Raw genomic sequence first — 21,425 nt, 5'->3', positions numbered from 1 at the left:
GGAGCACCATCCCGCCCGCCGACCTGAGTTGACATAATGTGCATTATCGGCGCGCTGTGCCACGGAGCTGCGGCAGACGCCCTGAGCACACCAGCCGGGGAGGTTGCCCCGCACGAAGCCCGGCGGGAGGTCGCCGAGCGTCTCGCGAGCGAGAACGACCGCGAGTTCGTGTGGGTCACCGATGCGTACACGATCGCCGAGGGCGGGGAGGTCGTTGAGACCTACTACGCGGTGGATGGCACCGGTGAGGCGTCCGACCGCGTCCGGGAAGAGTGGAGGATGTTCGACGACCCGGATGAGGCGCTCGACTACGCGAACGATGTCGTAGCCGATGTGAGCGAGCCGGGCTGCGCACACCGACGGCCCGGTCCGGGTCGTACTCCTGGCCCCGCGCATGGCGCACCTCCCGCAGCAGGTCGGTGGCCACGGCCCCCGGGTACACGGTGGTCACCCGCAGGGCCGGCTCCTCGACGCGCAGCGAGTCGGCGAGGACGCGCAGCGCGGACTTGCTCCCCAGGTAGCCCGACCAGCCCGGTACGCCGCGCAGCCCGGGCGCGCTGTTGACGAGGACGACGTGGCCACCGGTCGCTCGCAGCGCCGGGAGCAGGGTGGCCGTGAGCACCGCGGCGGAGACGACGTTGATGGACATCAGCCGGGTGAGTCCGGCGACCGTCGTGTCCGCCACCGGTGTCACCGGGGCGACACCCGCGGTGTGGACGAGCACGTCGACCCTGGCCGCCTCGCGCACCTCCCCCGGCGGCTCGCTCCCCTCCCCCTGGTCCCACCGCACCGCCCGCACGCGCGGGTCGTCGGTCAGCTCGCCCAGCCGGGCAGGGTCGCGGCAGAGGGCGACGACCGACATGCCGCGCGTGAGCAGCTCCGTCACGAGCTCGCGGCCGATGGCGCCGGTGGCGCCGGTGACGACGGCGGTCCGCTCCCCCATCCGGCCAGTCTGGCAGGAGCCGGCGCGGCCGGTCAGCGACTCAGGGACGCAGATCAGGGGCATCCCGGATGTGCGCGGGCCGGGCCCGGTCGTAGCGTCGCTGCATGAGATCCTTCTTCGACTCCATCCGCAACACCGGCTTCCGGCGCGGCCCCGAGCGCATGCTCGGCGGTGTCGCCGCCGGCCTGGCCCACCAGCTCGGCGCCAACATCACGGTGGTCCGCCTGCTCGTTCTCCTCGCCTTCCTGCTACCCGGCGTCGGGTTCGCCCTCTACCTCGTGGTGTGGGCGCTGCTCCCCTGGCAGGACGGCACCATCCCCCTCGAGCGGCTGCTGTCGAGCTGACCCGTGCCCCGACCGCCTGGGCCGGTACCCGAGCTCGCGGCTGAGCACGTCCTGGAAGCCCGGGGCGGCTGCCAGCCGCCGGGCCAGCGCGTTCCGCCGGGCGGGGTCGGTCACCGCCGTGGGTCCGAGGTCACGCACGCAGGCCTCGCCGTAGTCCCGCTCCCAGGCGGGTGAGAACCGGCTCGAGTCGAACTTCCTCGACACCCGGCTGACGTAGAAGCTCAGCTGACGGCTGGCGGCGACGTGGTCAACCCGCCCGGTCCCGCTCTCGTCGTCGATGAGCTCGAGCTTGGACAGGCCCGACCGGCTCAGCGCTCCGTCGTCCTCCGGGCGGTAGGCGTCTCCCTGCCACTCGTACGACAGCTCCCTGCCGTCGCGGGAGAACGTCGGGCTGCCGACCGAGTGCCACATCGCCACCTTCTCCCCGCGCTCGTCGTAGGCCGTGCCGCTGATGCGGTACCGCTCACCGCCGTAGTGGACGGCGAAGAGGGCGAAGCGGTTCACCTCGGGACCGCTCCCGTCCGACGTGGCGCTGCTGACCAGCTACATCCAGGCGCCCTCCCAGACCGCCCGTGGGTCGAGGAACCGGCGGGCGGTCAGCGAGTGCCTGGGCAGGACGACGAAGAGCCACTCGATGAGGCCGATGACGATGGCCACGACGACGGCGGTGGCCACCTTGCCGGCACCCGTGTCGCCCCAGGCCGCAGCACCCCACAGACCGATCGCCACCGGTATGACGGTGGAGACGGCGCGAAGGAGGCTCTCCTTCATGGCGCACCGACCTCGGCGAGGACGTCTGGGTGCCGCGAGTGTAGTCCTCGCCGCGGTCCGCCCGCGAGGGTGCCACGGACGTCGTGGGGCGGCGTGGGCCTACGGGTTGTAGAACAGCGCTGCGGTCGTCAGCACGGCCAGGGCGCTGAGCAGCCACACCACCTTGCTGCGCCCCCGGTCGGGACGGGCTGCCCCGCACACGGCGGCCACCGCGAGGCTCAGCGGCACCAGCCACCAGCCGAGCACGCCGTACTCCTCCCAGGGCCAGTGGGACACCTCGCCGATCTCCGTCAGCTGCGGCAGCAGGGCGAGCACGATGCCGAGCGGGACCGGCACGGCGAAGACCACCATGAGCCAGGTGAGCAGCGGCCGGGCGTTCGTCCGGCGCGCGGCGAGCGGCACGTCAGGGCTTGGCGAGTCCATGGGCGAACCTCCGTGTTCGTCGCACCGACGGTCTGGACAGCTGCCCCCCGCCCGGGACCCTATCCCCTGGGCCCCGGCCCTGTCAGACCGCCCCGACGTACTGCGCCAGGTGCTCCCCGGTCAGGGTGGACCGGCGGGCCACGAGCTCGGCCGGGGTGCCCTCGAAGACCACCCGCCCGCCGTCGTGCCCTGCGCCGGGGCCGAGGTCGATGATCCAGTCCGCGTGGGCCATGACGGCCTGGTGGTGCTCGATGACGATGACTGTCCGGCCCGCGTCGACCAGCCGGTCGAGCAGGGCGAGCAGCTGGTGCACGTCGGCGAGGTGGAGCCCGGTGGTCGGCTCGTCGAGGACGAAGACCCCGCCCTTCTCCCCCATGTGCACCGCGAGCTTGAGCCGCTGGCGCTCGCCACCGGAGAGGGTGGTCAGCGGCTGCCCCAGGGTGAGGTAGCCCAGCCCGACGTCGGCGAGGCGCTGGAGGATCTTGTGGGCGGCCGGGGTGCGGGCCTCCCCCGCGCCGAACATCTCCTCGGCCTCGGCCACCGGCATCTCCAGCACCTCGGCGATGTTCCGTCCGGCCAGCGTGTACTCGAGCACGGCGGCCTGGAAGCGCCTGCCCTCGCACTCCTCGCACGTCGTCGTCACGGTGTCCATGAAGCCGAGCTCGGTGAAGATGACGCCGGCGCCGTTGCACACCGGGCAGGCGCCCTCGGAGTTGGGGCTGAACAGCGCCGGCTTGACGCCGTTGGCCTTGGCGAAGGCCTTGCGGATCGGGTCGAGCAGGCCGGTGTAGGTGGCCGGGTTGGAGCGTCGCGACCCCTTGATCTGGCCCTGGTCCACGACGACGACGTCCTCCCGCTTGCCGAGGTTGCCGTGGATGAGCGAGCTCTTGCCCGAGCCGGCCACCCCGGTGACCACGGTGAGCACCCCGGTGGGCACGTCCACGTCGACGTCCTTGAGGTTGTTCTGCCGCGCGCCGCGGATCTCCAGCGCCCCGGTGCGCGTGCGGTGGGACTCCTTGAGCGTGACCCGGTCGTCCAGGTGGCGGCCGGTGAGGGTGCCGCCGGCCCGCAGCCCCTCGAGGGTGCCCTGGTAGACCACCTCACCGCCCGCGCTGCCCGCACCGGGCCCGAGGTCGACGACGTGGTCGGCGATGGCGATGGCCTCCGGCTTGTGCTCGACGACGAGGACGGTGTTGCCCTTGTCGCGCAGCCGGAGCAGCAGGGCGTTCATCCGCTGGATGTCGTGCGGGTGCAGCCCGATGGTCGGTTCGTCGAAGACGTAGGTGACGTCGGTGAGCGAGGAGCCGAGGTGGCGGATCATCTTGGTGCGTTGGGCCTCGCCGCCGGACAGGGTGCCGGAGGGCCGGTCCAGGGAGAGGTATCCCAGGCCGATCTCCACGAAGGAGTCGAGGAGGTGCTGCAGGTTGGCGAGCAGCGGCGCCACCGACGGCTCGTCGAGGTCGCGCACCCACGCGGCGAGGTCGCTGATCTGCATGGCGCACGCGTCGGCGATGCTGATACCGCGGATCTTCGACCGGCGGGCGTGCTCCGCCAGCCGCGTGCCGTCGCACTCCGGGCAGGTCCGGTAGACCACGGCGCGGTCGACGAAGGCCCGGATGTGGGGCTGCATCGCATCGCGGTCCTTGGCCAGCATCGACTTCTTCAGCTTGGGGACGAGTCCCTCGTAGGTCATGTTCGCCCCGCCCACCGGGACCTTGACCGGCTCCTTGTGGAGGAAGTCGTGCAGCTCGCGCTTGGTGTACTTCTTGATCGGCTTGTGCGGGTCGAGGAACCCGGACTCGCTGAAGAGCTTGACGTACCACCCGTCGGGCGCGTAGCCGGGCACCGTGATCGCGCCCTCGGCGAGCGACTTCTCCTCGTCGTACAGCTGGGTGAGGTCGATGTCGGTCACCGACCCGCGGCCCTCGCAGCGTGGGCACATCCCACCGAGCTGGTTGAACGTCGCCTTGACCGCCTTCTTGCCCCCGACGGAGATCGCTCCCGAGGACGTCACCGACGGCACGTTGAAGGAGTAGGCGTTGGGCGAGCCGACGTGCGGCTCCCCCAGCCGGCTGAAGAGCATGCGGAGGAAGGCGTTGGCGTCGGTCACTGTGCCGACCGTCGACCGCGGGTTGGCACCGAGCCGCTCCTGGTCGACGATGATCGCCGTCGTCAGCCCTTCCAGGACGTCGACGTCGGGCCGGGCGAGGGAGGGCATGAAGGCCTGGAGGAAGGTGCTGTAGGTCTCGTTGATGAGCCGGCGTGACTCCGCCGCGATCGTGTCGAAGACCAGTGAGCTCTTGCCCGACCCGGACACCCCGGTGAAGACCGTCAGGCGCCGTTTGGGCAGGTCGACGTCCACGTCCTTGAGGTTGTTCTCGCGTGCACCGCGGACCCTGATGAGGTCGTGCGCGTCGGCTGCCGGCGTGGTGGTCGTGGAGTGCTGCGTCGTCGTGCCCATACGTCGTACTCTCCCCGGTCGTGGGTCAGGAGATCTGCTGCAGGCGGACGGTGTTGCCCGCCGGGTCGCGGAAGGCGCAGTCGCGCATGCCCCAGTCCTGGTCGGTGGGTTCCTGCATGACCTCGACGCCTTCGGCGGCCTGGATGCGTTCGAACGCGGCGTCGACGTCGGGTGTGGCGAGCATGATGCCGGCGAAGGTGCCCTTGGCCATCATCTCGGCGATGGTGCGCTGCTCGTCCTCGGTGATGCCCGGGTCTGCCGTGGGCGGGTAGAGGACGATCGCGGTGTCGGGCTGGTTCGGTGGCCCCACGGTGATCCACCGCATGGTGCCCTGGCCGACGTCCTGGCGGACCTCGAAGCCCAGGGCGTCACGGTAGAAGGCGAGCGAGGCCTCGGGGTCGGTGTGCGGGAGGAAGCCGGCGTGGATGGTGATGTCCACGACCGTCACGCTAGTAGCGCCTGGGCGGCCGGGGCTTCTCGATTCCTGATCGGTCTGCTCACCCGCTTCGCCACGCACGGCGGCAGGGCGGCGGCCGAGCGGGCGGCCTCGCGCCGGTAGACGCTCGGCGGCATCCCGACGAGCTCGGTGAACCGGGTGCTGAAGGTGCCGAGGGAGGAGAACCCGACCGCGAAGCAGATCTCGGTGACGCTCAGCTCCTCCCGCCGCAGCAGGGTCATGGCCCGCTCGATGCGCCGGGTCATGAGGTAGGAGTAGGGCGACTCCCCGTAGGCACGCCGGAACTCCCGGCTCAGGTGGCCGGCCGACATGTGCACGCCGCGGGCCAGCGCCGGGACGTCCAGCGGCTGGGCGTACTCCCGGTCGATCCGGTCGCGGACGCGCCGCAGGAGCGAGAGGTCCCGCAGCCGCTGCTCGGTCGCGGGGGTGGCGGTCATGGGCGTGATCGTGCCACGCGCGGGGGCCGGTGGCTAGGGTCGGGCACTGTCCCGCCCCTCCCTCTCGCGGGCCCGGGCCACCGCCTCGCGCTCTCGCTTGACCGTCTCGCGGAGCCGCCGCTCGGCCTCCCGCAGCGCCCGCTCGGCCTCCCGGCGCTCGGCGCGCACGGCTCTGACCTTCGGGTCGCGTGGGTAGGCATCCGTCGCGGCCGGGGCCTCCTCCCCCGTCGCCGCGGGTGCCGGCTCGGCGTGCTCGGCGCGCCGCTCGACGTAGAGGGCCACGCCGTCCAGGACCCGGTCCAGCCCGAAGGAGAACGGGTCGGCGTCGGCGGTGAGGATGCCGTGGTCCAGCGCCTGGCGGACGTGCGGGTACCCCTCCGCCGTGACGAGGGTGTCCAGCACGTGCTCGGTCACCCGGTCGATCTCGTCCGGGCTGACGCCGTCGCTGGCCGCCCGGCTGCGGTAGCCGCGCTCGATCGTCGCCGTCCACCGTGCCACGCCCTGGACGAGGAGCATGACCGCCGTCTTCTCGTGCCAGTCCAGCGGGGTGCCCTCCAGGGCCGCCAGGCCCTCCTCCAGCCAGCCCAGGCTTGCCGGTGTGGCCGGGACGCCCTCGATCGGGACGTCGAGCAGCCAGGGGTGTGCCTCGTACACGGCGAGGGTCTCGCGGTGGTAGGCGGTCACCCGATCACGCCACGTCTCCCCCTCCCGGATGCTCAACGGCGGCACACCCAGGGCGGCGTCCGCCATGACCATGAGCAGCTCGTCCTTGTTGGTGACGTAGCGGTACAGCGCCATCGTCGTGAAGCCCAGCCGGCCCGCGACGGCGGCCATCGAGACGGCGCCCAGCCCCTCGGCGTCGGCGAGCTCGATCGCGGACTCGACGATCCGCTCGAGGCTCAGCTCGCGCTTCGGCCCGCGCTGCGGGTGGGCCGCCACCCCCCACGCGAGCGCCACCCCGCGCGGCAGCGGCACGTCCTCCGGGTCCGTCTCCATGTCCCCACCCTACTTCTGTTTACGGCGTAGACATTCCGGTATATGCCATCTACTGTTTAGTACGTACACACCATGGAGGGACGACGACATGGACCAGATGGAACCGATGATCGAGGTGCGTGGCCTGCGCAAGGGCTTCGGACGGCTCGCGGTGCTCGACGGGGTGGACCTCGCGGTACCGGCCGGGACGGTGCACGCCCTGCTCGGGCCGAACGGCGCCGGGAAGACGACCCTCGTCACCATCCTCGCCACGCTCGTGCGGCCTGACGCCGGCCGGGTCCGGGTCGCCGGCGCGGACCCGGTGCGCGAGGCCGGCACCGTCCGCCGGCGGATCGCGCTGACCGGTCAGGCCGCGGCGGTGGACGAGCTGCTCTCCGCGGAGGAGAACCTCCGCATGATGGCCGCGCTCCACGGGTTGGGGCGCGCCGCGGCCCGCGCCCGGGCCCGTGAGCTCATCGAGCGCTTCGGCCTCACCGCCGCCGCGGGCCGTCGGGTCGGCACCTTCTCCGGCGGGATGCGCCGACGGCTCGACATCGCGCTGAGCCTCGTCGTCGCCGTCCCGGTCGTCTTCCTCGACGAGCCGACCACCGGCCTGGACCCGACGAGCCGCCGCGAGCTGTGGGACGTCGTCCGCACGCTGCGCGAGGGCGGCACCACCGTGCTGCTCACCACGCAGTACCTCGAGGAGGCCGACGAGCTCGCCGACCGGGTCTCCATCCTGCGGGACGGACGCATCGTCGCCGAGGGCACGCCGCGCGAGCTCAAGCGCACCGTCGGCGACGAGGTCGTCGAGGTCCACGGTCCGCGCGGCGAGGTGCTCCACACCGAGCCCACCGACGGCTCGCCCGCCGGACTGCGCCGCGCGCTCGACACCATCGACGCCCTCGCCATCGACGGCGAGCTCCTCGTCCGCCGCCCCAGCCTCGACGACGTGTTCTTCGCCCTCACCGGCGACCCCGCCGGACCGTCCCCCACACCCGTGCTCACCGGAAGGAGCGCCTCATGACCGCCCTCACCGCACCACCCGCCCGGCGGCTGCGCCCCGGCACCGAGGAGGCCGTCTTCGTCGGCCGCAGCCTGCGGCACAGCCTGCGCAACGCCGAGGCGATGCTCATGGCCGTGCTGCTGCCGGTGTTCCTCATGCTGCTCTTCGTCTACGTCTTCGGCGGCGCGCTCGACCCCTCCGGCGGGTACGTCGACTACGTCGTACCCGGGATCATCCTGCTCTGCGCCGGATTCGGCGCCTCCTCCACCGCCGTCGACGTGGCCGACGACGCCTCCTCCGGGCTCATGGACCGCTTCCGGACGTTGCCGATCCGCAGCTGGGCGGTGGTCACCGGCCACGTCGTCGCCAGCCTGGCCCGCAACCTCGTGGCGACCGGCGTCGTCATCGCGGTGGCGCTCGCGATCGGCTTCCGCCCCACGGCCGGAGGGGCGGCGTGGGTACTGGCCGTCGCGCTCGTCGCCCTGTACATCCTCACCATCACCTACCTCTTCGCGGCGATCGGGCTGGCGACCGGCAGCCCGGAGGCCGCCAACGGGTACGGCTTCGTCCTGCTCTTCCTGCCCTATGTGTCCACGGCCTTCGTCGGGGCCGACACGCTGCCCGGCTGGCTGCGCGGGGTGGCCGAGCACCAACCGATCACCCCGGTGATCGAGACGCTGCGCGGGCTTCTCATGGGCACCGACCCCGGAGCCGCCCCCCTGGTCGCCACGGCCTGGCTCGGCGGCGTCCTGCTCCTCGCCGTGGTCTGGGCGGCGACGCAGTTCCGGCGCCGGGCAGGCCGTCGCTGAGGTGTCCCCGGCGCGTGCCACGATGGGCCTCGTGACAGCGCGTGCAGGGGTGGTCCTCGCCGTCGTCCTCGCCGTGGCGGCCTGTGGCACGGGTTCCCGGCTGCCGGACCGGGAGCCGGACGTCGGCGGGGTCGTCGCCCCGGGGACGTCCGGTCGGGTCGTCCTGCGCGAGGCCTCGGACCGGTACTACGAGGGCATGAGCCTGGACGGCGACCACCCGGTGGTGGGCTCGGACGGCGAGGACGTCGAGCTGTCCGTGGGCGACGTCGTCGAGGTGTGGGTCATGGGCCCGTGCGCGGAGTCCTTCCCGGTCCAGTGCCGGCTCGAGGCGGTGCGGGTCGTCGACTGACGGGGCACCCAGGCGCCGGCCGGCACGCTGCTCCACAGCTCCCGGTCGGGCAGCCGGTGCGCACAGGCGGCCACCCCTCACGTCCGGCCCGGCCCCATCCCCGGCACCGTGCGGGACATGACCAGCGACGACGCCGTCCAGGCCCCGACGACAGACGCCTGGGGCCGCCCCGTCCGCGACGGGATGCCCGAGTTCGGTCCGGTGGGCGGGGACCGCACCGTGTGGCCCGCCGTCCCCATGCACGTGGTGACCGACGAGGACGTGGTGACCTGTGCCGCAGGCTTCGCCCGGGCCTTCACCAGCGAGTACTTCTTCACGGTGTGGCTCATCGCGCTCGACCCCGACGGGTGGAGCACCAAGGAGTGCGCCGAGCTGCTCGACCTGCCGCCGCGCCCACCCACCTCGGGCCTCCCGCTGCGGCTCCACGACGTGGCCGGTCAGCTCCGGGAGCGGGTCCCGGGCTGCTCCGTCGTCGTGGCCATCGCCCGCCCGGCCGGGGGTGACCGGAGCCACCGGGAGCTCGCCTGGAGCCGGGCCCTGCTGCAGGCCGCCGAGCTCTGCGGGCTCCCGGTCCGCGGCGTCGTGGCCGTGGGTGCCCACCGGGCGCGTCTCCTCCACTCGGCGCCCCCACCGCGCGACGGGTCCCCTGATGTCCCGCCGGGCTATGCCGTGCCGTGGCTCACCGGCGAGCTGCCCGCGGGACGGGTCCGGACCGAGGCCGACCTCCTCACCTACTCCCGCCTGCTGTGGGCGCTGCTGGACGACCCGTCCTGCTGCGTGTGGGTCGTGCCGGTGGACGGGGACGGGGAGGTCTGTGGGCGCGGAGTCGTGGTGGAGAACCTCCCGGCGGAGCCGGAGCCGGCCGACTGGCCAGGTCTGGCGGACGTCGTCCGGGACACCGCCGCCCAGGGGCCCACGCCGGACCGGGCGGAGCTCGCCGTCGTCCTCGGCCGCCCCACGGGGGTCGGCGTCCGGGAGGAGGCGTGGGCCGGGCTCGTGCGGGACGTCGCCGCCCGGGAGGGCGTCGTGCTGCGGGGGCTCGCCGCCGTCGGCCCGGCCGGGGCCGCCGTCCTCGACCCCGGCACCCTCGACCGGTGAGGTCAGTGGGGTGTGGGGCCGGGCGACGCCTCGTCGATGGCCACGAGCGTCTCCGCGTCCGGCTCCCACAGGGTGGCCGCCACGTTCGCCCGGACCTGCTCGGGTGTCCGGGCCCCGGCGATGACGCTCGCGACACCCGGCTGGGCCGCCAGGCCACCCAGCGCCAGGGTGAGCAGCACGACCCCGGCCCGCTCGGCAACGGCCTCCAGAGCCTCGATCCGGTCGAAGTCGGCCGCGGCGAGCCGCTCCGGGCGTCGCTCCAGGCGGCTGCCGGCGGGGGCGGGTTCCCCACGTCGGTACTTCCCGGTGAGCAGACCCGATGCGAGCGGGTAGTACGGCAGGATGCCGGCGCCGACGTGTGCGGCCGCGGGGACGACCTCGGCCTCGATGCCCCGGGAGAGCAGCGAGTACTCGTTCTGCACGGAGATGAACGCGCTCAGCCCCGCGGTCCGCGCCGTCCAGTCGGCGTCGACGAGCTGCCAGCCGGTGACGTTCGAGCAGCCGACGTAGCGCACCTTGCCCTCGCGGACCAGGTCGTCGAGTGTCTCGAGCGTCTCCTCCCACGGCGTCACCGGGTCGGGCCGGTGGAGCTGGTAGAGGTCGATGTGGTCGGTGCCCAGCCGGCGCAGCGAGCCCTCGACGGCCCGCCGGATGTAGCGGCGCGAGCCGCGCACCCCGTGGTCCTCGCCGTTGAGCCCGCGGGCGTCCATCCCGAACTTGGTGGCGACGACGACGTCGTCCCGTCGTCCCGCCAGCGCCCTGCCGAGCAGCTCCTCGCTCTGCCCCGGCTCCCCGCCGTAGATGTCGGCGGTGTCGAAGAAGGTGATTCCGGCCTCAAGCGCGGCCCCCACCACGCGCGCGACCTCGTCCGGCGGTAGGGTCGCCCCGAAGCTGTTGCACCCCAGGCCGGCGGTGGAGACCACCAGGCCGCTGGCACCCAGCTGGCGATATGTCATCTCGGTCACTCTCGCACCATACCGGCGGGAAGACGCGCGGAACCTTCACAGCACGTCCACCAGGATCGTGGAACAACTCGACACCATCGTTCGTTGGTACCCAGTAGAGCGTGCACACCCGGCGCGCCCGAGCGCGCCCACGAGGCGAGAGGAGAGGCGACATGGCAGATCGAACCCTGCGTGGAGTCGGGATCGGTGCGAAGAGCCTCGAGAGTGAGGCCGGCGTCGAGTTCGCCGAGCGGACCGAGGCCCACTACGAGTGCCCGAACGGGCACACCATCGTCCTGCCGTTCGCGGCGGACGCCGAGATGCCGGCGCTCTGGGAGTGCCGCTGCGGGGCGGAGGCGCTGCTGCGCGACGCGACCCGTCCCGAGCCGACCAAGCCGGTGAAGAAGCCGCGGACCCACTGGGACATGCTGCTCGAGCGGCGCACCATCCCCGAGCTGGAGGAGCTCCTCGCCGAGCGTCTGGAGTTGCTGCGCAGCGGCCAGCTGCGTCGGCGCAGCGCCTGAGCGACCCACCGTCCAGGGCCCGCAGGTCACCACCTGCGGGCCCTGTGCTCTGCCCGGCGGGTGCGCTGCCCGTCAGCGCCGAGCGCGCAGCAGCGCGACGAGCCGGCGTGTCCGGTGGGCCAGCGCCCAGCCGGTCACCCGGACCAGCGCCTCGGTGATGATCGCGCGGCTCATCTTCGACACGCCCTCGGCGCGCTCGACGAAGCTGATCGGCACCTCGACCACCCGGCCACCGGCCCGGTGCACGCGAAGCGTCATGTCCACCTGGAAGCAGTAGCCCTGGGACTGGATCTCGGTCAGCGGCAGCGCCGCCAGCGTGTCGGCGCGGAACACCCGGAACCCGGCGGTGGCGTCGCGCACCGGCAGGCCCAGCGCGAGGCGGACGTAGGTGTTGGCGCCCCGGGAGAGGACCTCGCGGTGCCACGGCCAGTTGACCACCTCGCCGCCGGGCACCCAGCGTGAGCCGATGACCAGCGCCGGTGCGTCCGGACGGCGGGCCCGCTCGAGCAGCTCGGGCAGCTGCTCGGGACGGTGCGACCCGTCGGCATCCATCTCGACGACCAGGTCGTACCCCCGCTCCAGCGCCCACCGGAACCCGGCGACGTAGGCCCGGCCCAGCCCCTGCTTCCCCGGACGGTGGAGCACGTGGATGCGCTCGTCGCGGGCGGCGGCGGCCTCGGCGACCGCCCCGGTGCCGTCCGGGCTGTTGTCGTCGGCCACGAGGATGTCGGCGTCGGGTACCGCCGCCCGGGTGCGTTCGAGCGCGACCGGCAGCGACGCACGCTCGTTGTACGTCGGGATGATGACCAGCGTCCTCACGACGACCTCCTCCGCGCGGTGCGACGCCGGCCCGCGCCGACCACGGCACCCGCCACGACGGTGACGGCCGCGAACGCCCCGACCACGACAGTGGGCCACACGCCCAGGCGGTCCGCGACGGTGAGCGAGGTGCGCAGGGGCAGGGCGGCCACGAAGCGGTCCGCGGTGAACAGCTCGGAGGACTCGGTGACCACCCCGTTGGGGCTGATGACACCGCTCACCCCCACCGTGGAGATCTGCACGGTGGCGCGGCCGTGCTCCACGGCCCGGAAGACCGACATCGCCAGCTGCTGGGTCGACTCCTGGGTGAAGCCGAAGGAGGCGTTGTTCGTCGGCACCACGAGCACCTCCCCACCGGCGAGCACGGCGTCCCGGATGAGGTCCGCGTAGGCGACCTCGAAGCAGATCCCCACCGCGAGCTCGACCACCCGGCCCAGGCGGGGGCTGTCCAGCGCGATGACGCCGACCTCGTCGCCGGGGAGCATGTCGATGGAGACGAGGTCGACGGCGTCGGTCACCATGCGGGCGATGTCACGCAGCGGGATGTACTCGGCGAACGGGGCGGGGTGCTGCTTGGCGTAGACGTCCACCTGCCCCTCCCCCGGCGCCCAGAGGATCGCCTCGTTGTACCGGTGGGTGCCGGTGTACCGCTGCCCGCCGACGAGGATGGGGGCATCCACCGCGGCGGCGGCCCGCCCGACGAGCCGGCCGGCCTCCGCGTCCACCCGCGGGTCGATGTCGGTGGAATTCTCCGGCCACAGCACCACGTCGAGCTCCCCGGGCTCCACCTGCGCGAGCAGCGCCTCGGTCCCGGTGACGTGGCGTTCGAGGACGTCGCGGCGCACGGCGAAGGCGTCCAGGCCCGGGCCGGGCACGTTGCCCTGGACGGCGCCCACGCGCAGGGTCCCCGTCTCGGCGCGGGTGTCGACCGGGACGACGAGCCCGACGCCCACGAGCGCGGCGGCCACGAGGACGGCGCCGCTGGCCCGTCCCACCCGGGCCCGGCGCAGGTGGGTCAGGGCCAGGGCGACGAACGCCCCGGTCGCGACGACGACGCCGCTCACCAGGGTCTCCCCGCCCAGCGACGCCAGCCGCAGCAGCGGCCCGGTGGTCTGGGAGAAGGCGAGCTTGCCCCAGGGCAGCCCGCCGAAGGGGGCCAGCCCACGCACCGTCTCGGTGGCCACCCACAGGCTCGCCACGGCCAGGGCCCCGAGCGCCGGGTGCCGGGCGACCGGGCCCCAGCGACGCGCGAGCACCCAGGCCCCGGCGAAGACGGCGACGAAGCACGCCTCGGCCAGCCCGAGGAGCAGCCACGGGACACCCCCGGCCGCTTCCTCCGCCCACCACAGGTGGACGAGGAAGAACACCGCGCCCCACACCCAGCCGTAGCCCAGCGCCCGCGGGACCGACGCCCCGCGCAGTGCGAGGAGGAGCAGCGCGATGCCGACCGGGGCCAGCGGCCACCACGACCGCCCGGGGAACGCCGCATCGGTGGCGAGGGCGCCGAGGACGCACAGCAGCAGGGCGACCGATGGGGAAGGGCGGGGCACCGGACCAGGATAGGCGGCGCCGGTGGTGGTCCCGAACCGGACAGGACCGGCCCGCGTGTCCTTCGGACCGGAGCTGCAGGCGCAGCTACGTTATCTACTGAACACGCGGGCCAGGCCCATGTCCGCCGCGGCATGTGACTGGTGCCTGCACTGTGGAGGCATCTGCCTGGCCGGCGGTATGGCAGTCGAACCTAGTGCGGACCGGCGGCTGCGTTCAACCCCATGAAGCCGCAGGTCAACGGCATGCACGCAGGTCAGCCGAGGTCAGTTTCGGTACGGGATCCTCCTGAGGTCGGCGTGTCGTCTGGCGTGTCGGGCCTCGGTTCCGACTTTCGTCCGACCTGGGGACGGCGGCCGTCTCACACGCTGGACCAGGCGACCACACCTCGGCGCACGAGGTCGATCGCGCGGCGGGCGGTGCGCCGCTCCGCGGCGTCCGGGGCGGCCGTCGCCAGCTGGTCGAGGACGTCGAGCACCTGCTTGCACCAGCGCACGAAGTCACCAGCGCCGAGCTCCGTGCCCTCCAGCACGGTGTCGAGCGCCGCCCCCAGGGCCCACTGGTGCACCGCCGCGACGATCCCGGCGTCCACCGGCTCCGCCGGCGGCACCCCGTGGCGCGACTCGAGCTCGGCGAGCTCGTCGGAGACCCGGACGGTGGCGCGCACCGCCTCCCCCAGCGCACCGCGGCCTGCCCCGCCCGGGGCGGAGGCCGCGTCGGTGCGGGCGGAGTAGACGACGGTGGAGACGACGGCGGCGAGCTGGGCCGCGTCCAGCCCGCGCCACAGCCCGCGGCGCAGGCACTCGGCCAGCACGAGGTCCTTCTCGGCGTAGAGGCGGGCGAGCCAGCGGCCGTTGGCGGTGACGGCGAGGTCCTCCTCGCCGTCCGTCGTCGCGGGCTCGAGGTAGCCGAGCTCGGTGAGCAGCGCACAGACCCGGTCGAAGTCGCGGGCGATGGACGACGTGCGGTTCTCGATCCGCTGGAGGAGACGCTCGTGCTCGGCCTCGAGGGTGGCCCACCGGTTGGCCCAGCGGGCGTGCTCCTCGCGCTCGGGGCAGGCATGGCAGGGGTGGGCGCGCAGGCGGCGGCGCAGCTCGTCGAGCTGGTCCTGCGTGCCGGTCCGTGACCGGCCGCGCTCCGGCCGGGCGGTCGGTGGGGTCGCCTGGAGGGCACTGCGCATCCGGGAGGCGAGGTCACGGCGCACCCTCGCGTCGCGCACGTTGGCGTGCTTGGGCACGGTCACGCTCGTCACGGTCGTGGCACCGTGCGGCAGCTCGTCGGCCGTCAGCACCCGCACCCGCGGCTCGGGGGTGAGCACCCGCAGCACCGGGGCGCCGCGCCGGTCGGACTCGACGTCGAGCACGAGCACCCACTGGGTGCGCCGTCCGCGCCGGTACTCCAGCACGTCGCCGCGGCGGGCGGCGGCGAGGGAGGCGTGCGCCGCCTGCCGGGCGGCCCAGGACCGCTCCCGGGAGTGGTCCTTCTCCAGGTCGTTGATCTGGCGGCGCAGCCGGGCGTACTCGCGGAAGTCCCCGAGGTGGCACGTCATCGCCTCGGCGTAGCCGGCGAGGGCCTCCTCGTTGCGGCGTGCCTGGCGGGCGAGACCGACGACGCCCCGGTCGGCCTGGAACTGGGCGAAGGAGCTCTCCAGGATCTCCCGGGCCTGCTGGAAGGGAAGCGTGTCCAGGAGGTTGACGGCCATGTTGTACGTCGGGTGAAAGCTCGAGCGCAGGGGGTAGGTGCGCCGCGAGGCCAGCCCGACGAGCGCGCCCGGGTCGAGGTCGTCACGGTAGAGCACGATGGCGTGGCCCTCGACGTCGATGCCGCGGCGGCCGGCGCGCCCGGTGAGCTGGGTGTACTCCCCCGGCGTGAGCGGGGTGTGGGCGGTGCCGTCCCACTTCTCCAGCTGCTCCAGGACCACGGAGCGGGCCGGCATGTTGATGCCCAGCGCGAGAGTCTCGGTGGCGTAGACCACCTTGACCAGGCCGGCGGCGAAGAGCACCTCGACGGTCTCCTTGAAGACCGGCAGGAGCCCGGCGTGGTGAGCGGCGATCCCCCGCTGCAGCGCCTGGGACCAGGCGTGGTAGCCCACGACGGCGAGGTCCTCGGGCGGCAGGGAGGCGCACCGCTCCTCCACGACCTGGGCGATGGTCCGGGCCTCGGCGGCGTTCGTCAGCCGGATCCCGGCACGCACCGTCTGCTCGACGGCGGCCTCGCAGCCCGCGCGGGAGAAGATGAAGACGATGGCGGGCAGCAGGCCCTCCTGGTCGAGCTTCTCCACGACGACGGGACGGGAGGGCGGTCGCACGCGGACGAAGCGGGCCGGGTGCCGTCCCCGGCGGGGGTCGCGGCCCCGGCCGGCGGGCGCCGAGCCGGTGCGCTGGGCGCGCCGGATGGCCTCGAGGAGGTCGGGGTTGATCGGCGGGTTGGGGCCCGGGTCGGTGGGGTCCACGCGCGCGCTGTAGAGGTCGAGGATCCGGTTGCGGACCATGACGTGCTGCCACAGCGGCACCGGACGGTGCTCGGAGACGATGACGGCGGTGTCGCCGCGCACCATGGTGAGCCAGTCGCCGAACTCCTCGGCGTTGGAGACGGTGGCGGACAGCGAGACGAGCCGCACGTCCTCGTCGAGGTGGAGGATGACCTCCTCCCACACCGGCCCGCGGAAGCGGTCGGCGAGGTAGTGCACCTCGTCCATGACGACGTAGCCCAGACCCTCCAGCGTCGTGGACCCGGCGTAGAGCATGTTGCGCAGCACCTCGGTGGTCATGACCACCACCTGCGCCTCGCCGTTGATCGTCGTGTCGCCGGTGAGCAGACCCACGCGCTCCTCGCCGTGGACGGCCACGAGGTCGAGGTACTTCTGGTTGCTCAACGCCTTGATGGGCGTGGTGTAGAAGGCCTTGCGTCCGGTGCGCAGCCCCAGGTGCACCGCGAACTCCCCCACGACGGTCTTGCCCGCGCCGGTGGGTGCCGCGACGAGGACGCTGCGGCCCTCCTCGAGCCGCTCGCATGCCTCGCGCTGGAAGTCGTCGAGCTGGAAGCCCAGGCCGGCGGCGAAGGCGGCCAGCTCGCTGCGCTCGGCCCGGGCCCGGCGCCGCGCGGCGGCGTACCGTTCGGCGGGGCTGGGCTCGGCGGGGCTGGGCTCGGCGGGGGGCGAGGGCGGCGTCGCCTGCGGGCGCCGCTTGCGTCGGGGGCTCACGGGACGACTGTAGGTGCCAGGACGCGCAGGGCGCGCGGGTGGACGTCGCACTGCAGCGGCAGCTCGCGCAGCGGCTCCCCGTCGACGATCGCCACCGGCGGGTTGGCGCCGAGACGGGTGGCGGGCTCGATCCGCACGCTGCGCACGCGGCGGACGCGCACGGCGGGGTGGTGCACGTGCCGTCCGGAGAAGAGCAGCGGGAACAGCCGGGCCACCGCGGTGCGCGACACGCCGCGGGCGGTGACGAGGTCGAGCAGCCCGTCGTCGGGACAGGCGTCGGGGGCCACCCTCATCCCACCGCCGAACAACGGGGTGTTGGAGACGGTGACGAGCGTGGCGTCCTGCTCCCATGTCTCCCCGTCGGCCGTGATGCGGAAGCCGTAGGGGCGGAAGGCGGACAGCTCGGCGAAGACGGCGCGCACGTAACGCCCCCCGTTGCGGGGCCAGCGCAACCGGGCGGCGTGGGCCGCGACGGCGGCGTCGAGGCCGGCGCACAGCGAGCTGACGTACCAGCGGGTCGGTGCGTCGCCCGGGGCGCTCACCGCGACGGAGTCGACCTCCCGCCCACCGGTGGCCAGCGCGGTCAGCACCGCGTCGAGGGAGGCGGCGACGTCGTGGACCGGGAGCCCGAGGGCACCGGCGATGTCGTTGCCCGACCCGACGGCGACGATGCCCAGCGGCACGCCGGTGCCGGCGACCGCGTTCGCGCCGAGGTTGACCATGCCGTCCCCGCCGACGACGACGACGGCGTCCAGCCCCTCGGCGAGACCGGCCCGCGCCCGGGCCAGGCCGTCGGTGAAGTCCCGGCCGGTGAGGTCGAGCACCTCCCGCCCAGTCGCGGCGAGCCCCTCCAGCACGGCGGCGCGGGCGCGTGCCGCCCTGCCGTGGCCTGCGGTGGGGTTGCAGACCACGCCGATGCGGCCCCTCACGCCGGAGCCTCGGGGCCGAAGAGCTCGGCGTCGCGGGCCGCCTCCCGGCGCGCCACGCGGCGGTCGTGGGCGGCGGCGATCCCGACGGCGGCGAAGTAGAGCCCGCAGATCGGGATCGCCAGCGCGATCATCGTCCACGGGTCGGGGGTGGGGCTGGCGATCCCGGCGAAGACGAAGATGAGCAGCACCGCCCACCGCCAGCCGGCGAGCAGCGTGCGGGAGTGGACCAGGCCGATGGCGTTGAGGAGCACCATGACGACGGGTACGAGGAAGGCCAGCCCGAAGGCGAGGACCACCCGCATGACGAACCGCACGTAGTCGGTGGCCGGCATGTAGTTCAGTGCGCCCTCGGGGGTGAACTGGGTGAGCACCCGGATGGCGTTGGGCAGCACGAGCCAGGCGAGCAGGGCGCCGGCGAGGAAGAGCGGCACGGCGGCGACGAGGAAGAGCACGCTGCGGCGCTTCTCCCGTGGGGTCAGACCGGGGGCGATGAAGGCCCACAGCTGGTAGAGCCACCACGGGCTGGCGAGGAAGGTCGCCAGCCACAGCGACACCCGGATCTGCATGTCGAAGGCGGCGGCGGGGGTGGTGAAGGTCAGGGCGGCGGTGAGGCCGGCGTCGTCGACGGCCAGCACCGGCGCCTGCAGCGCGTCGAAGACCGGCTCGTAGAGGAGCCAGCTCGGCACGGTCATGACCGCGATCCCCACGAGCGCGAGCAGCACCCGACGGCGCAGCTCGCGCAGGTGGTCGACCAGCCGCATCCGGGCTTCGGGGTTGTCCTTCCTCCGCTTCCTCAGGGCCACGGCGTCCCTCGTGCGGGGCTAGCGATGGTCGGTGCCCGTACCGCCCGGTGAGTGGGTGGTGCCGGGGTCGTCCCCCCGGGTGGTGGCCGGTGGCGTGGTGCCGGGGGTGGTGTGCGGTCCGGTGGTGTGGTCACCCGGTGCGGCCGAGTCGTCCTCCCGCAGCTCGCTGACCTCCTTCTTGAAGATCTTCAGCGACTTGCCGACGCTGCTCGCCACGTCGGGGAGCCGCTTCGCCCCGAAGAGGATGACGATGAGCAGGACGATGACGACGATGTGCCAGAACTGGAGCCGCATGGTCTGCCTTCGCTAGGAGGTGGTGGGTCGATTCTACGTCTCAGCGCAGCCCCAGCCGCTGCCAGCGGCTCAGTGCCTGCTCGGCCCGGGCGGCCCGGCGCTCGCGGCGGGCGCGCAGGTTGTCCTCGCGGCGGTCCCGCGCGGCGGCCAGGGCCCCGGGCGGGGCCAGGTAGGCGGGCACGAACGGCTCCGGCGGCTCGGTGCCGGCGATGTCGGCGAGCCGCTCCCCGAGCTCGGTGAGCGCCTGCAGCTCGGTGAGCAGCGCCTTGCCCTTGCGCCACAGGCGCACGCCCAGGACGGCGAAGAGCGCCAGCGCGGCGAGGACGAGGACGAGCCAGAGCCACCAGGTCATGAGGAGGAGGATAGGTCCTCGTAGGCGGCCAGCGCGTCGGCGGCGCGGGCGGCGATGGTGGCGGCGAGCTCCGGCGGGGCGACGGCGCGCACGTCCGGTCCGAGCCCGAGGACGACGTTGGTCAGCCACGCCGGGTCGGCGACCCGCAGCCGCACCCGCAGGTCGCCGTCGGGCAGGTCCTCGTGGTCGACGACGGGCACCCGCTCGGCCAGCCAGCGCGCCCTGGGGGCCAGGACGAGCTCGGCCAGGAGGTCGTCCTCGGCGAGCTCGGGCTCGGTGGTGCGGCCGGTGCGCTCCGGGGGGTGCGCGGCGGGGGTGGTGAGGACCTCGGCGGCGAGCACCCGGTCGAGCCGGAAGTGGCGCAGCCCCTCGACGCGGTGGCACCAGGCGCGCAGGTACCACTGGCTGCCGTCCCAGACGAGCTCCAGGGGGTCGACGTCGCGCTCGGTGACGACGTCGGCGGCCGAGACGTACCGCAGGTGCAGCCGGCATCCCTCGTCCATCGCCCGCCGGGCAGGGGCGAGCGCGGCGCTGGCGTCGCTCACGTGGACGTGGACCGCCTCGGCGGCCCGGGCCGCCTCCCCCGCCGCCGCGGTGAGCTTGGCCTCGGTGCTGCGCAGCACCTCGTCGTCGATGCCACCCTCCTGGCTCAGCGCCTCCAGCGGCTTGAGGGCGACGAGGAGGGCGAGGGCCTCGTGGGCGCTCAGCCGCAGCGGGCGGTCCATGCCGCGCGGGTCGGTCAGGGTGAGGACCTGGCGGTCGTACTCGTCGGCGGCGAAGTCGATGAGGTCGTCCGGCAGGTACCCGGGCGTCCCGGTGACCCACAGCAGGTTGACGTCGGCGATGACCTGCTCGGGGGTGACGGCGAAGTGCGCCGCGACGTCGGCGACGGGCACGCCGGGGTTCTCCCCGAGGTAGGCGATGAGGGCGAGCAGCCGGGTGAGGCGCTCGGCAGTGGTCTCAGCCACGGTTCCCCTCCCCCAGCGCCGCTGCGGCACGCAGCCGCTCCAGCACCGACTCGCGCAGCTCGGGCGGGTCGAGGACGAGGACGGCGGCCCCGTAGGAGGCGACCTCCGCGGCCAGGGCGCCGGCGTCGTCGGTCTCGACGACGAGGACGGTCCGTCCGTCCCGCTCGCCGCGCTCCTCCACGGCCCGGGCGCGCAGGGCCGCGGCCCGTTCGGGCAGGACGGCGAGCACCGCGCGCACCCCGCTCCCGGCGCCGAGGGCGAGCAGCTCCTGCGGGTCGTGCTCGGGCACCTCGAAGGCACCGGTGGGGCCGGTGGGCCGGACCGCGCCGACGACCCGGGAGAGGCGGAAGACCCGCGGCGCGTCGCGGTCGACGTCGTGGCCCACGAGGTACCAGCCGCGGTCCCGGCTGAGCAGCCGCCACGGCTGCACCCGGCGGCGGCTCTCCTCCCCGGTGGACGCGGCCCGGTAGGTGAAGGTCACGGCCTGGCGTGAGCCGATCGCGTCCAGCAGCGGGCCGAGGGCGGTCTCGGCGGGCTGGACCCGCAGCGCCACCCCGAGGTGGTCGTCGGGCTCGGCGCCGGCGGCGACGGCGCGCAGCTTGGTCAGGCCGCGGCGCGCGGAGCCGTGGAGGTGGGCGTCCTGCCACACGGTGGCGGCCAGCGAGAGCACCCCGATCTCGGCCGCCGTGAAGGAGACCTCGGGCAGCGAGTAGTCGGCGGTGTCGAGCCGGTAGCCGACGGCGTCCTCGTGGACCGGGTCGACGTCGGTGATGATCGGCACGCCGAGCTGGCGCAGCAGGTCCTTGTCCCGCTCGAACATCCGCTCGAAGGCGGCGTCGGAGGCCGCGTCGCGGTAGCCGTTGACCGAGGCGCGGATGTCGGCCTTGGTCATCCGGCCCTGCGCGTGCCGGAGGGCGATGAGCAGGTCGAGCAGCCGCTCGGCCGGGTCCACACGCGTAGCCACGGGCC

Annotated in this window: 24 protein-coding genes; 6 read left to right on the top strand and 18 right to left on the bottom strand. The window is 73.8% G+C overall.

The window, feature by feature from the left end; all coding sequences use genetic code 11:
• Window positions 1-175: 175 nt before the first annotated feature.
• Window positions 176-943, bottom strand: coding sequence for an SDR family NAD(P)-dependent oxidoreductase (locus Q0195_RS02125; RefSeq protein WP_299273907.1), 768 nt, complete (start codon window positions 941-943; stop codon window positions 176-178).
• Between the two features lie 104 nt (window positions 944-1,047).
• Between Q0195_RS02125 and Q0195_RS02120 the strand changes: the two genes are divergently transcribed.
• Window positions 1,048-1,287 carry a PspC domain-containing protein gene (locus tag Q0195_RS02120; protein ID WP_299273904.1) on the top strand — a complete coding sequence of 80 codons (240 nt, stop codon included), beginning with the start codon at window positions 1,048-1,050 and terminating at the stop codon, window positions 1,285-1,287.
• Here the strand turns inward: Q0195_RS02120 and Q0195_RS02115 are convergent.
• The 7 genes from Q0195_RS02115 to Q0195_RS02085 form a co-directional block, all read right to left on the bottom strand.
• Entirely contained in the window at window positions 1,192-1,791 is a 600-nt protein-coding gene (locus Q0195_RS02115; protein ID WP_299273901.1) for a hypothetical protein, read from the bottom strand. The two genes, Q0195_RS02120 and Q0195_RS02115, sit on opposite strands and share 96 nt — an antisense overlap.
• A 39-nt stretch (window positions 1,792-1,830) precedes the next feature.
• Window positions 1,831-2,058, bottom strand: coding sequence for a hypothetical protein (locus Q0195_RS02110; RefSeq protein ID WP_299273898.1), 228 nt, complete (start codon window positions 2,056-2,058; stop codon window positions 1,831-1,833).
• A gap of 99 nt (window positions 2,059-2,157) precedes the next feature.
• On the bottom strand, window positions 2,158-2,481 hold the full coding sequence (locus tag Q0195_RS02105; RefSeq protein WP_299273896.1) for a hypothetical protein: 324 nt from the start codon (window positions 2,479-2,481) through the stop codon (window positions 2,158-2,160).
• Window positions 2,482-2,563: 82 nt separating this feature from the next.
• A complete protein-coding gene (locus tag Q0195_RS02100) occupies window positions 2,564-4,942 on the bottom strand; it encodes an excinuclease ABC subunit UvrA (RefSeq protein ID WP_299273894.1) in 2,379 nt (792 codons plus the stop codon).
• A gap of 25 nt (window positions 4,943-4,967) precedes the next feature.
• A complete protein-coding gene (locus Q0195_RS02095) occupies window positions 4,968-5,390 on the bottom strand; it encodes a VOC family protein (protein ID WP_299273891.1) in 423 nt (140 codons plus the stop codon).
• Entirely contained in the window at window positions 5,387-5,836 is a 450-nt protein-coding gene (locus Q0195_RS02090) for a helix-turn-helix transcriptional regulator (RefSeq protein ID WP_299273888.1), read from the bottom strand. Before Q0195_RS02090 ends, Q0195_RS02095 begins: the two co-directional genes overlap by 4 nt.
• A 33-nt stretch (window positions 5,837-5,869) precedes the next feature.
• Complete coding sequence (locus tag Q0195_RS02085; RefSeq protein ID WP_299273886.1) at window positions 5,870-6,832, bottom strand: TetR/AcrR family transcriptional regulator; 963 nt, start codon at window positions 6,830-6,832, stop codon at window positions 5,870-5,872.
• Between the two features lie 88 nt (window positions 6,833-6,920).
• Here Q0195_RS02085 and Q0195_RS02080 point away from each other — a divergent pair, with 88 nt between their 5' ends.
• The 4 genes from Q0195_RS02080 to Q0195_RS02065 all read left to right on the top strand — a co-directional run bounded on the left by Q0195_RS02080 (window position 6,921) and on the right by Q0195_RS02065 (window position 10,073).
• Window positions 6,921-7,838, top strand: coding sequence for an ATP-binding cassette domain-containing protein (locus Q0195_RS02080; RefSeq protein ID WP_366518068.1), 918 nt, complete (start codon window positions 6,921-6,923; stop codon window positions 7,836-7,838).
• The gene (locus Q0195_RS02075) at window positions 7,835-8,626 is read left to right on the top strand and encodes an ABC transporter permease (RefSeq protein WP_299273885.1); all 792 of its coding nucleotides are present in this window, start codon (window positions 7,835-7,837) and stop codon (window positions 8,624-8,626) included. Before Q0195_RS02080 ends, Q0195_RS02075 begins: the two co-directional genes overlap by 4 nt.
• A 31-nt stretch (window positions 8,627-8,657) precedes the next feature.
• A complete protein-coding gene (locus Q0195_RS02070) occupies window positions 8,658-8,975 on the top strand; it encodes a DUF3221 domain-containing protein (protein ID WP_299273882.1) in 318 nt (105 codons plus the stop codon).
• 117 nt (window positions 8,976-9,092) lie between these two features.
• Window positions 9,093-10,073, top strand: coding sequence for a hypothetical protein (locus tag Q0195_RS02065; RefSeq protein WP_299273881.1), 981 nt, complete (start codon window positions 9,093-9,095; stop codon window positions 10,071-10,073).
• 2 nt (window positions 10,074-10,075) lie between these two features.
• On the opposite strand, the gene Q0195_RS02060 is transcribed toward Q0195_RS02065, so the two are convergent.
• Window positions 10,076-11,029, bottom strand: coding sequence for an aldo/keto reductase (locus Q0195_RS02060; RefSeq protein ID WP_299273879.1), 954 nt, complete (start codon window positions 11,027-11,029; stop codon window positions 10,076-10,078).
• 161 nt (window positions 11,030-11,190) lie between these two features.
• On the opposite strand from Q0195_RS02060, the gene Q0195_RS02055 reads away from it, so the two are divergent.
• Window positions 11,191-11,541: an RNA polymerase-binding protein RbpA gene (locus Q0195_RS02055; protein WP_299273876.1), complete on the top strand. Its 351-nt coding sequence runs from the start codon at window positions 11,191-11,193 to the stop codon at window positions 11,539-11,541.
• 72 nt (window positions 11,542-11,613) lie between these two features.
• On the opposite strand, the gene Q0195_RS02050 is transcribed toward Q0195_RS02055, so the two are convergent.
• From Q0195_RS02050 to Q0195_RS02010, 9 genes are all read right to left on the bottom strand, one after another.
• Window positions 11,614-12,360, bottom strand: coding sequence for a polyprenol monophosphomannose synthase (locus Q0195_RS02050; protein ID WP_299273874.1), 747 nt, complete (start codon window positions 12,358-12,360; stop codon window positions 11,614-11,616).
• A complete protein-coding gene (lnt, locus tag Q0195_RS02045) occupies window positions 12,357-13,910 on the bottom strand; it encodes an apolipoprotein N-acyltransferase (protein WP_299273871.1) in 1,554 nt (517 codons plus the stop codon). Before lnt ends, Q0195_RS02050 begins: the two co-directional genes overlap by 4 nt.
• Before the next feature lie 359 nt (window positions 13,911-14,269).
• A complete protein-coding gene (locus tag Q0195_RS02040) occupies window positions 14,270-17,110 on the bottom strand; it encodes a DEAD/DEAH box helicase (protein WP_299273869.1) in 2,841 nt (946 codons plus the stop codon).
• Window positions 17,107-18,039 carry a diacylglycerol kinase family protein gene (locus tag Q0195_RS02035; protein WP_299273866.1) on the bottom strand — a complete coding sequence of 311 codons (933 nt, stop codon included), beginning with the start codon at window positions 18,037-18,039 and terminating at the stop codon, window positions 17,107-17,109. The genes Q0195_RS02040 and Q0195_RS02035 overlap by 4 nt, the downstream gene beginning before the upstream one ends.
• Window positions 18,036-18,800: a twin-arginine translocase subunit TatC gene (tatC, locus tag Q0195_RS02030; protein WP_299273864.1), complete on the bottom strand. Its 765-nt coding sequence runs from the start codon at window positions 18,798-18,800 to the stop codon at window positions 18,036-18,038. Before tatC ends, Q0195_RS02035 begins: the two co-directional genes overlap by 4 nt.
• 60 nt (window positions 18,801-18,860) lie before the next feature.
• Complete coding sequence (gene tatA / locus Q0195_RS02025; protein ID WP_299273861.1) at window positions 18,861-19,136, bottom strand: Sec-independent protein translocase subunit TatA; 276 nt, start codon at window positions 19,134-19,136, stop codon at window positions 18,861-18,863.
• Window positions 19,137-19,176: 40 nt separating this feature from the next.
• Complete coding sequence (locus tag Q0195_RS02020; RefSeq protein ID WP_299273858.1) at window positions 19,177-19,488, bottom strand: hypothetical protein; 312 nt, start codon at window positions 19,486-19,488, stop codon at window positions 19,177-19,179.
• Complete coding sequence (locus Q0195_RS02015; protein ID WP_299273855.1) at window positions 19,485-20,456, bottom strand: WYL domain-containing protein; 972 nt, start codon at window positions 20,454-20,456, stop codon at window positions 19,485-19,487. The genes Q0195_RS02020 and Q0195_RS02015 overlap by 4 nt, the downstream gene beginning before the upstream one ends.
• Entirely contained in the window at window positions 20,449-21,420 is a 972-nt protein-coding gene (locus Q0195_RS02010; protein ID WP_299273853.1) for a WYL domain-containing protein, read from the bottom strand. Before Q0195_RS02010 ends, Q0195_RS02015 begins: the two co-directional genes overlap by 8 nt.
• Window positions 21,421-21,425: the final 5 nt, after the last annotated feature.

Source organism: uncultured Georgenia sp., assembly GCF_937958535.1.
In the GTDB taxonomy this organism is placed as follows: domain Bacteria; phylum Actinomycetota; class Actinomycetes; order Actinomycetales; family Actinomycetaceae; genus Oceanitalea.
Note: the sequence above shows the minus strand (reverse complement) of the source record. Positions and strands in the feature narration are given on the sequence as shown.

Excerpts from the sequence above, each read along its gene's own strand:
- Q0195_RS02020 (WP_299273858.1), bottom strand. The coding sequence starts at position 19,488 with ATGACCTGGTGGCTCTGGCTCGTCCTCGTCCTCGCCGCGCTGGCGCTC.
- tatA (WP_299273861.1), bottom strand. The coding sequence starts at position 19,136 with ATGCGGCTCCAGTTCTGGCACATCGTCGTCATCGTCCTGCTCATCGTC.
- Q0195_RS02085 (WP_299273886.1), bottom strand. The coding sequence starts at position 6,832 with ATGGAGACGGACCCGGAGGACGTGCCGCTGCCGCGCGGGGTGGCGCTC.
- Q0195_RS02060 (WP_299273879.1), bottom strand. The coding sequence starts at position 11,029 with ATGACATATCGCCAGCTGGGTGCCAGCGGCCTGGTGGTCTCCACCGCC.
- tatC (WP_299273864.1), bottom strand. The coding sequence starts at position 18,800 with ATGCGGCTGGTCGACCACCTGCGCGAGCTGCGCCGTCGGGTGCTGCTC.
- Q0195_RS02105 (WP_299273896.1), bottom strand. The coding sequence starts at position 2,481 with ATGGACTCGCCAAGCCCTGACGTGCCGCTCGCCGCGCGCCGGACGAAC.
- Q0195_RS02065 (WP_299273881.1), top strand. The coding sequence starts at position 9,093 with ATGACCAGCGACGACGCCGTCCAGGCCCCGACGACAGACGCCTGGGGC.
- Q0195_RS02080 (WP_366518068.1), top strand. The coding sequence starts at position 6,921 with ATGGACCAGATGGAACCGATGATCGAGGTGCGTGGCCTGCGCAAGGGC.
- Q0195_RS02110 (WP_299273898.1), bottom strand. The coding sequence starts at position 2,058 with ATGAAGGAGAGCCTCCTTCGCGCCGTCTCCACCGTCATACCGGTGGCG.
- Q0195_RS02090 (WP_299273888.1), bottom strand. The coding sequence starts at position 5,836 with ATGACCGCCACCCCCGCGACCGAGCAGCGGCTGCGGGACCTCTCGCTC.
- Q0195_RS02125 (WP_299273907.1), bottom strand. The coding sequence starts at position 943 with ATGGGGGAGCGGACCGCCGTCGTCACCGGCGCCACCGGCGCCATCGGC.
- Q0195_RS02055 (WP_299273876.1), top strand. The coding sequence starts at position 11,191 with ATGGCAGATCGAACCCTGCGTGGAGTCGGGATCGGTGCGAAGAGCCTC.
- Q0195_RS02100 (WP_299273894.1), bottom strand. The coding sequence starts at position 4,942 with ATGGGCACGACGACGCAGCACTCCACGACCACCACGCCGGCAGCCGAC.
- Q0195_RS02075 (WP_299273885.1), top strand. The coding sequence starts at position 7,835 with ATGACCGCCCTCACCGCACCACCCGCCCGGCGGCTGCGCCCCGGCACC.
- Q0195_RS02120 (WP_299273904.1), top strand. The coding sequence starts at position 1,048 with ATGAGATCCTTCTTCGACTCCATCCGCAACACCGGCTTCCGGCGCGGC.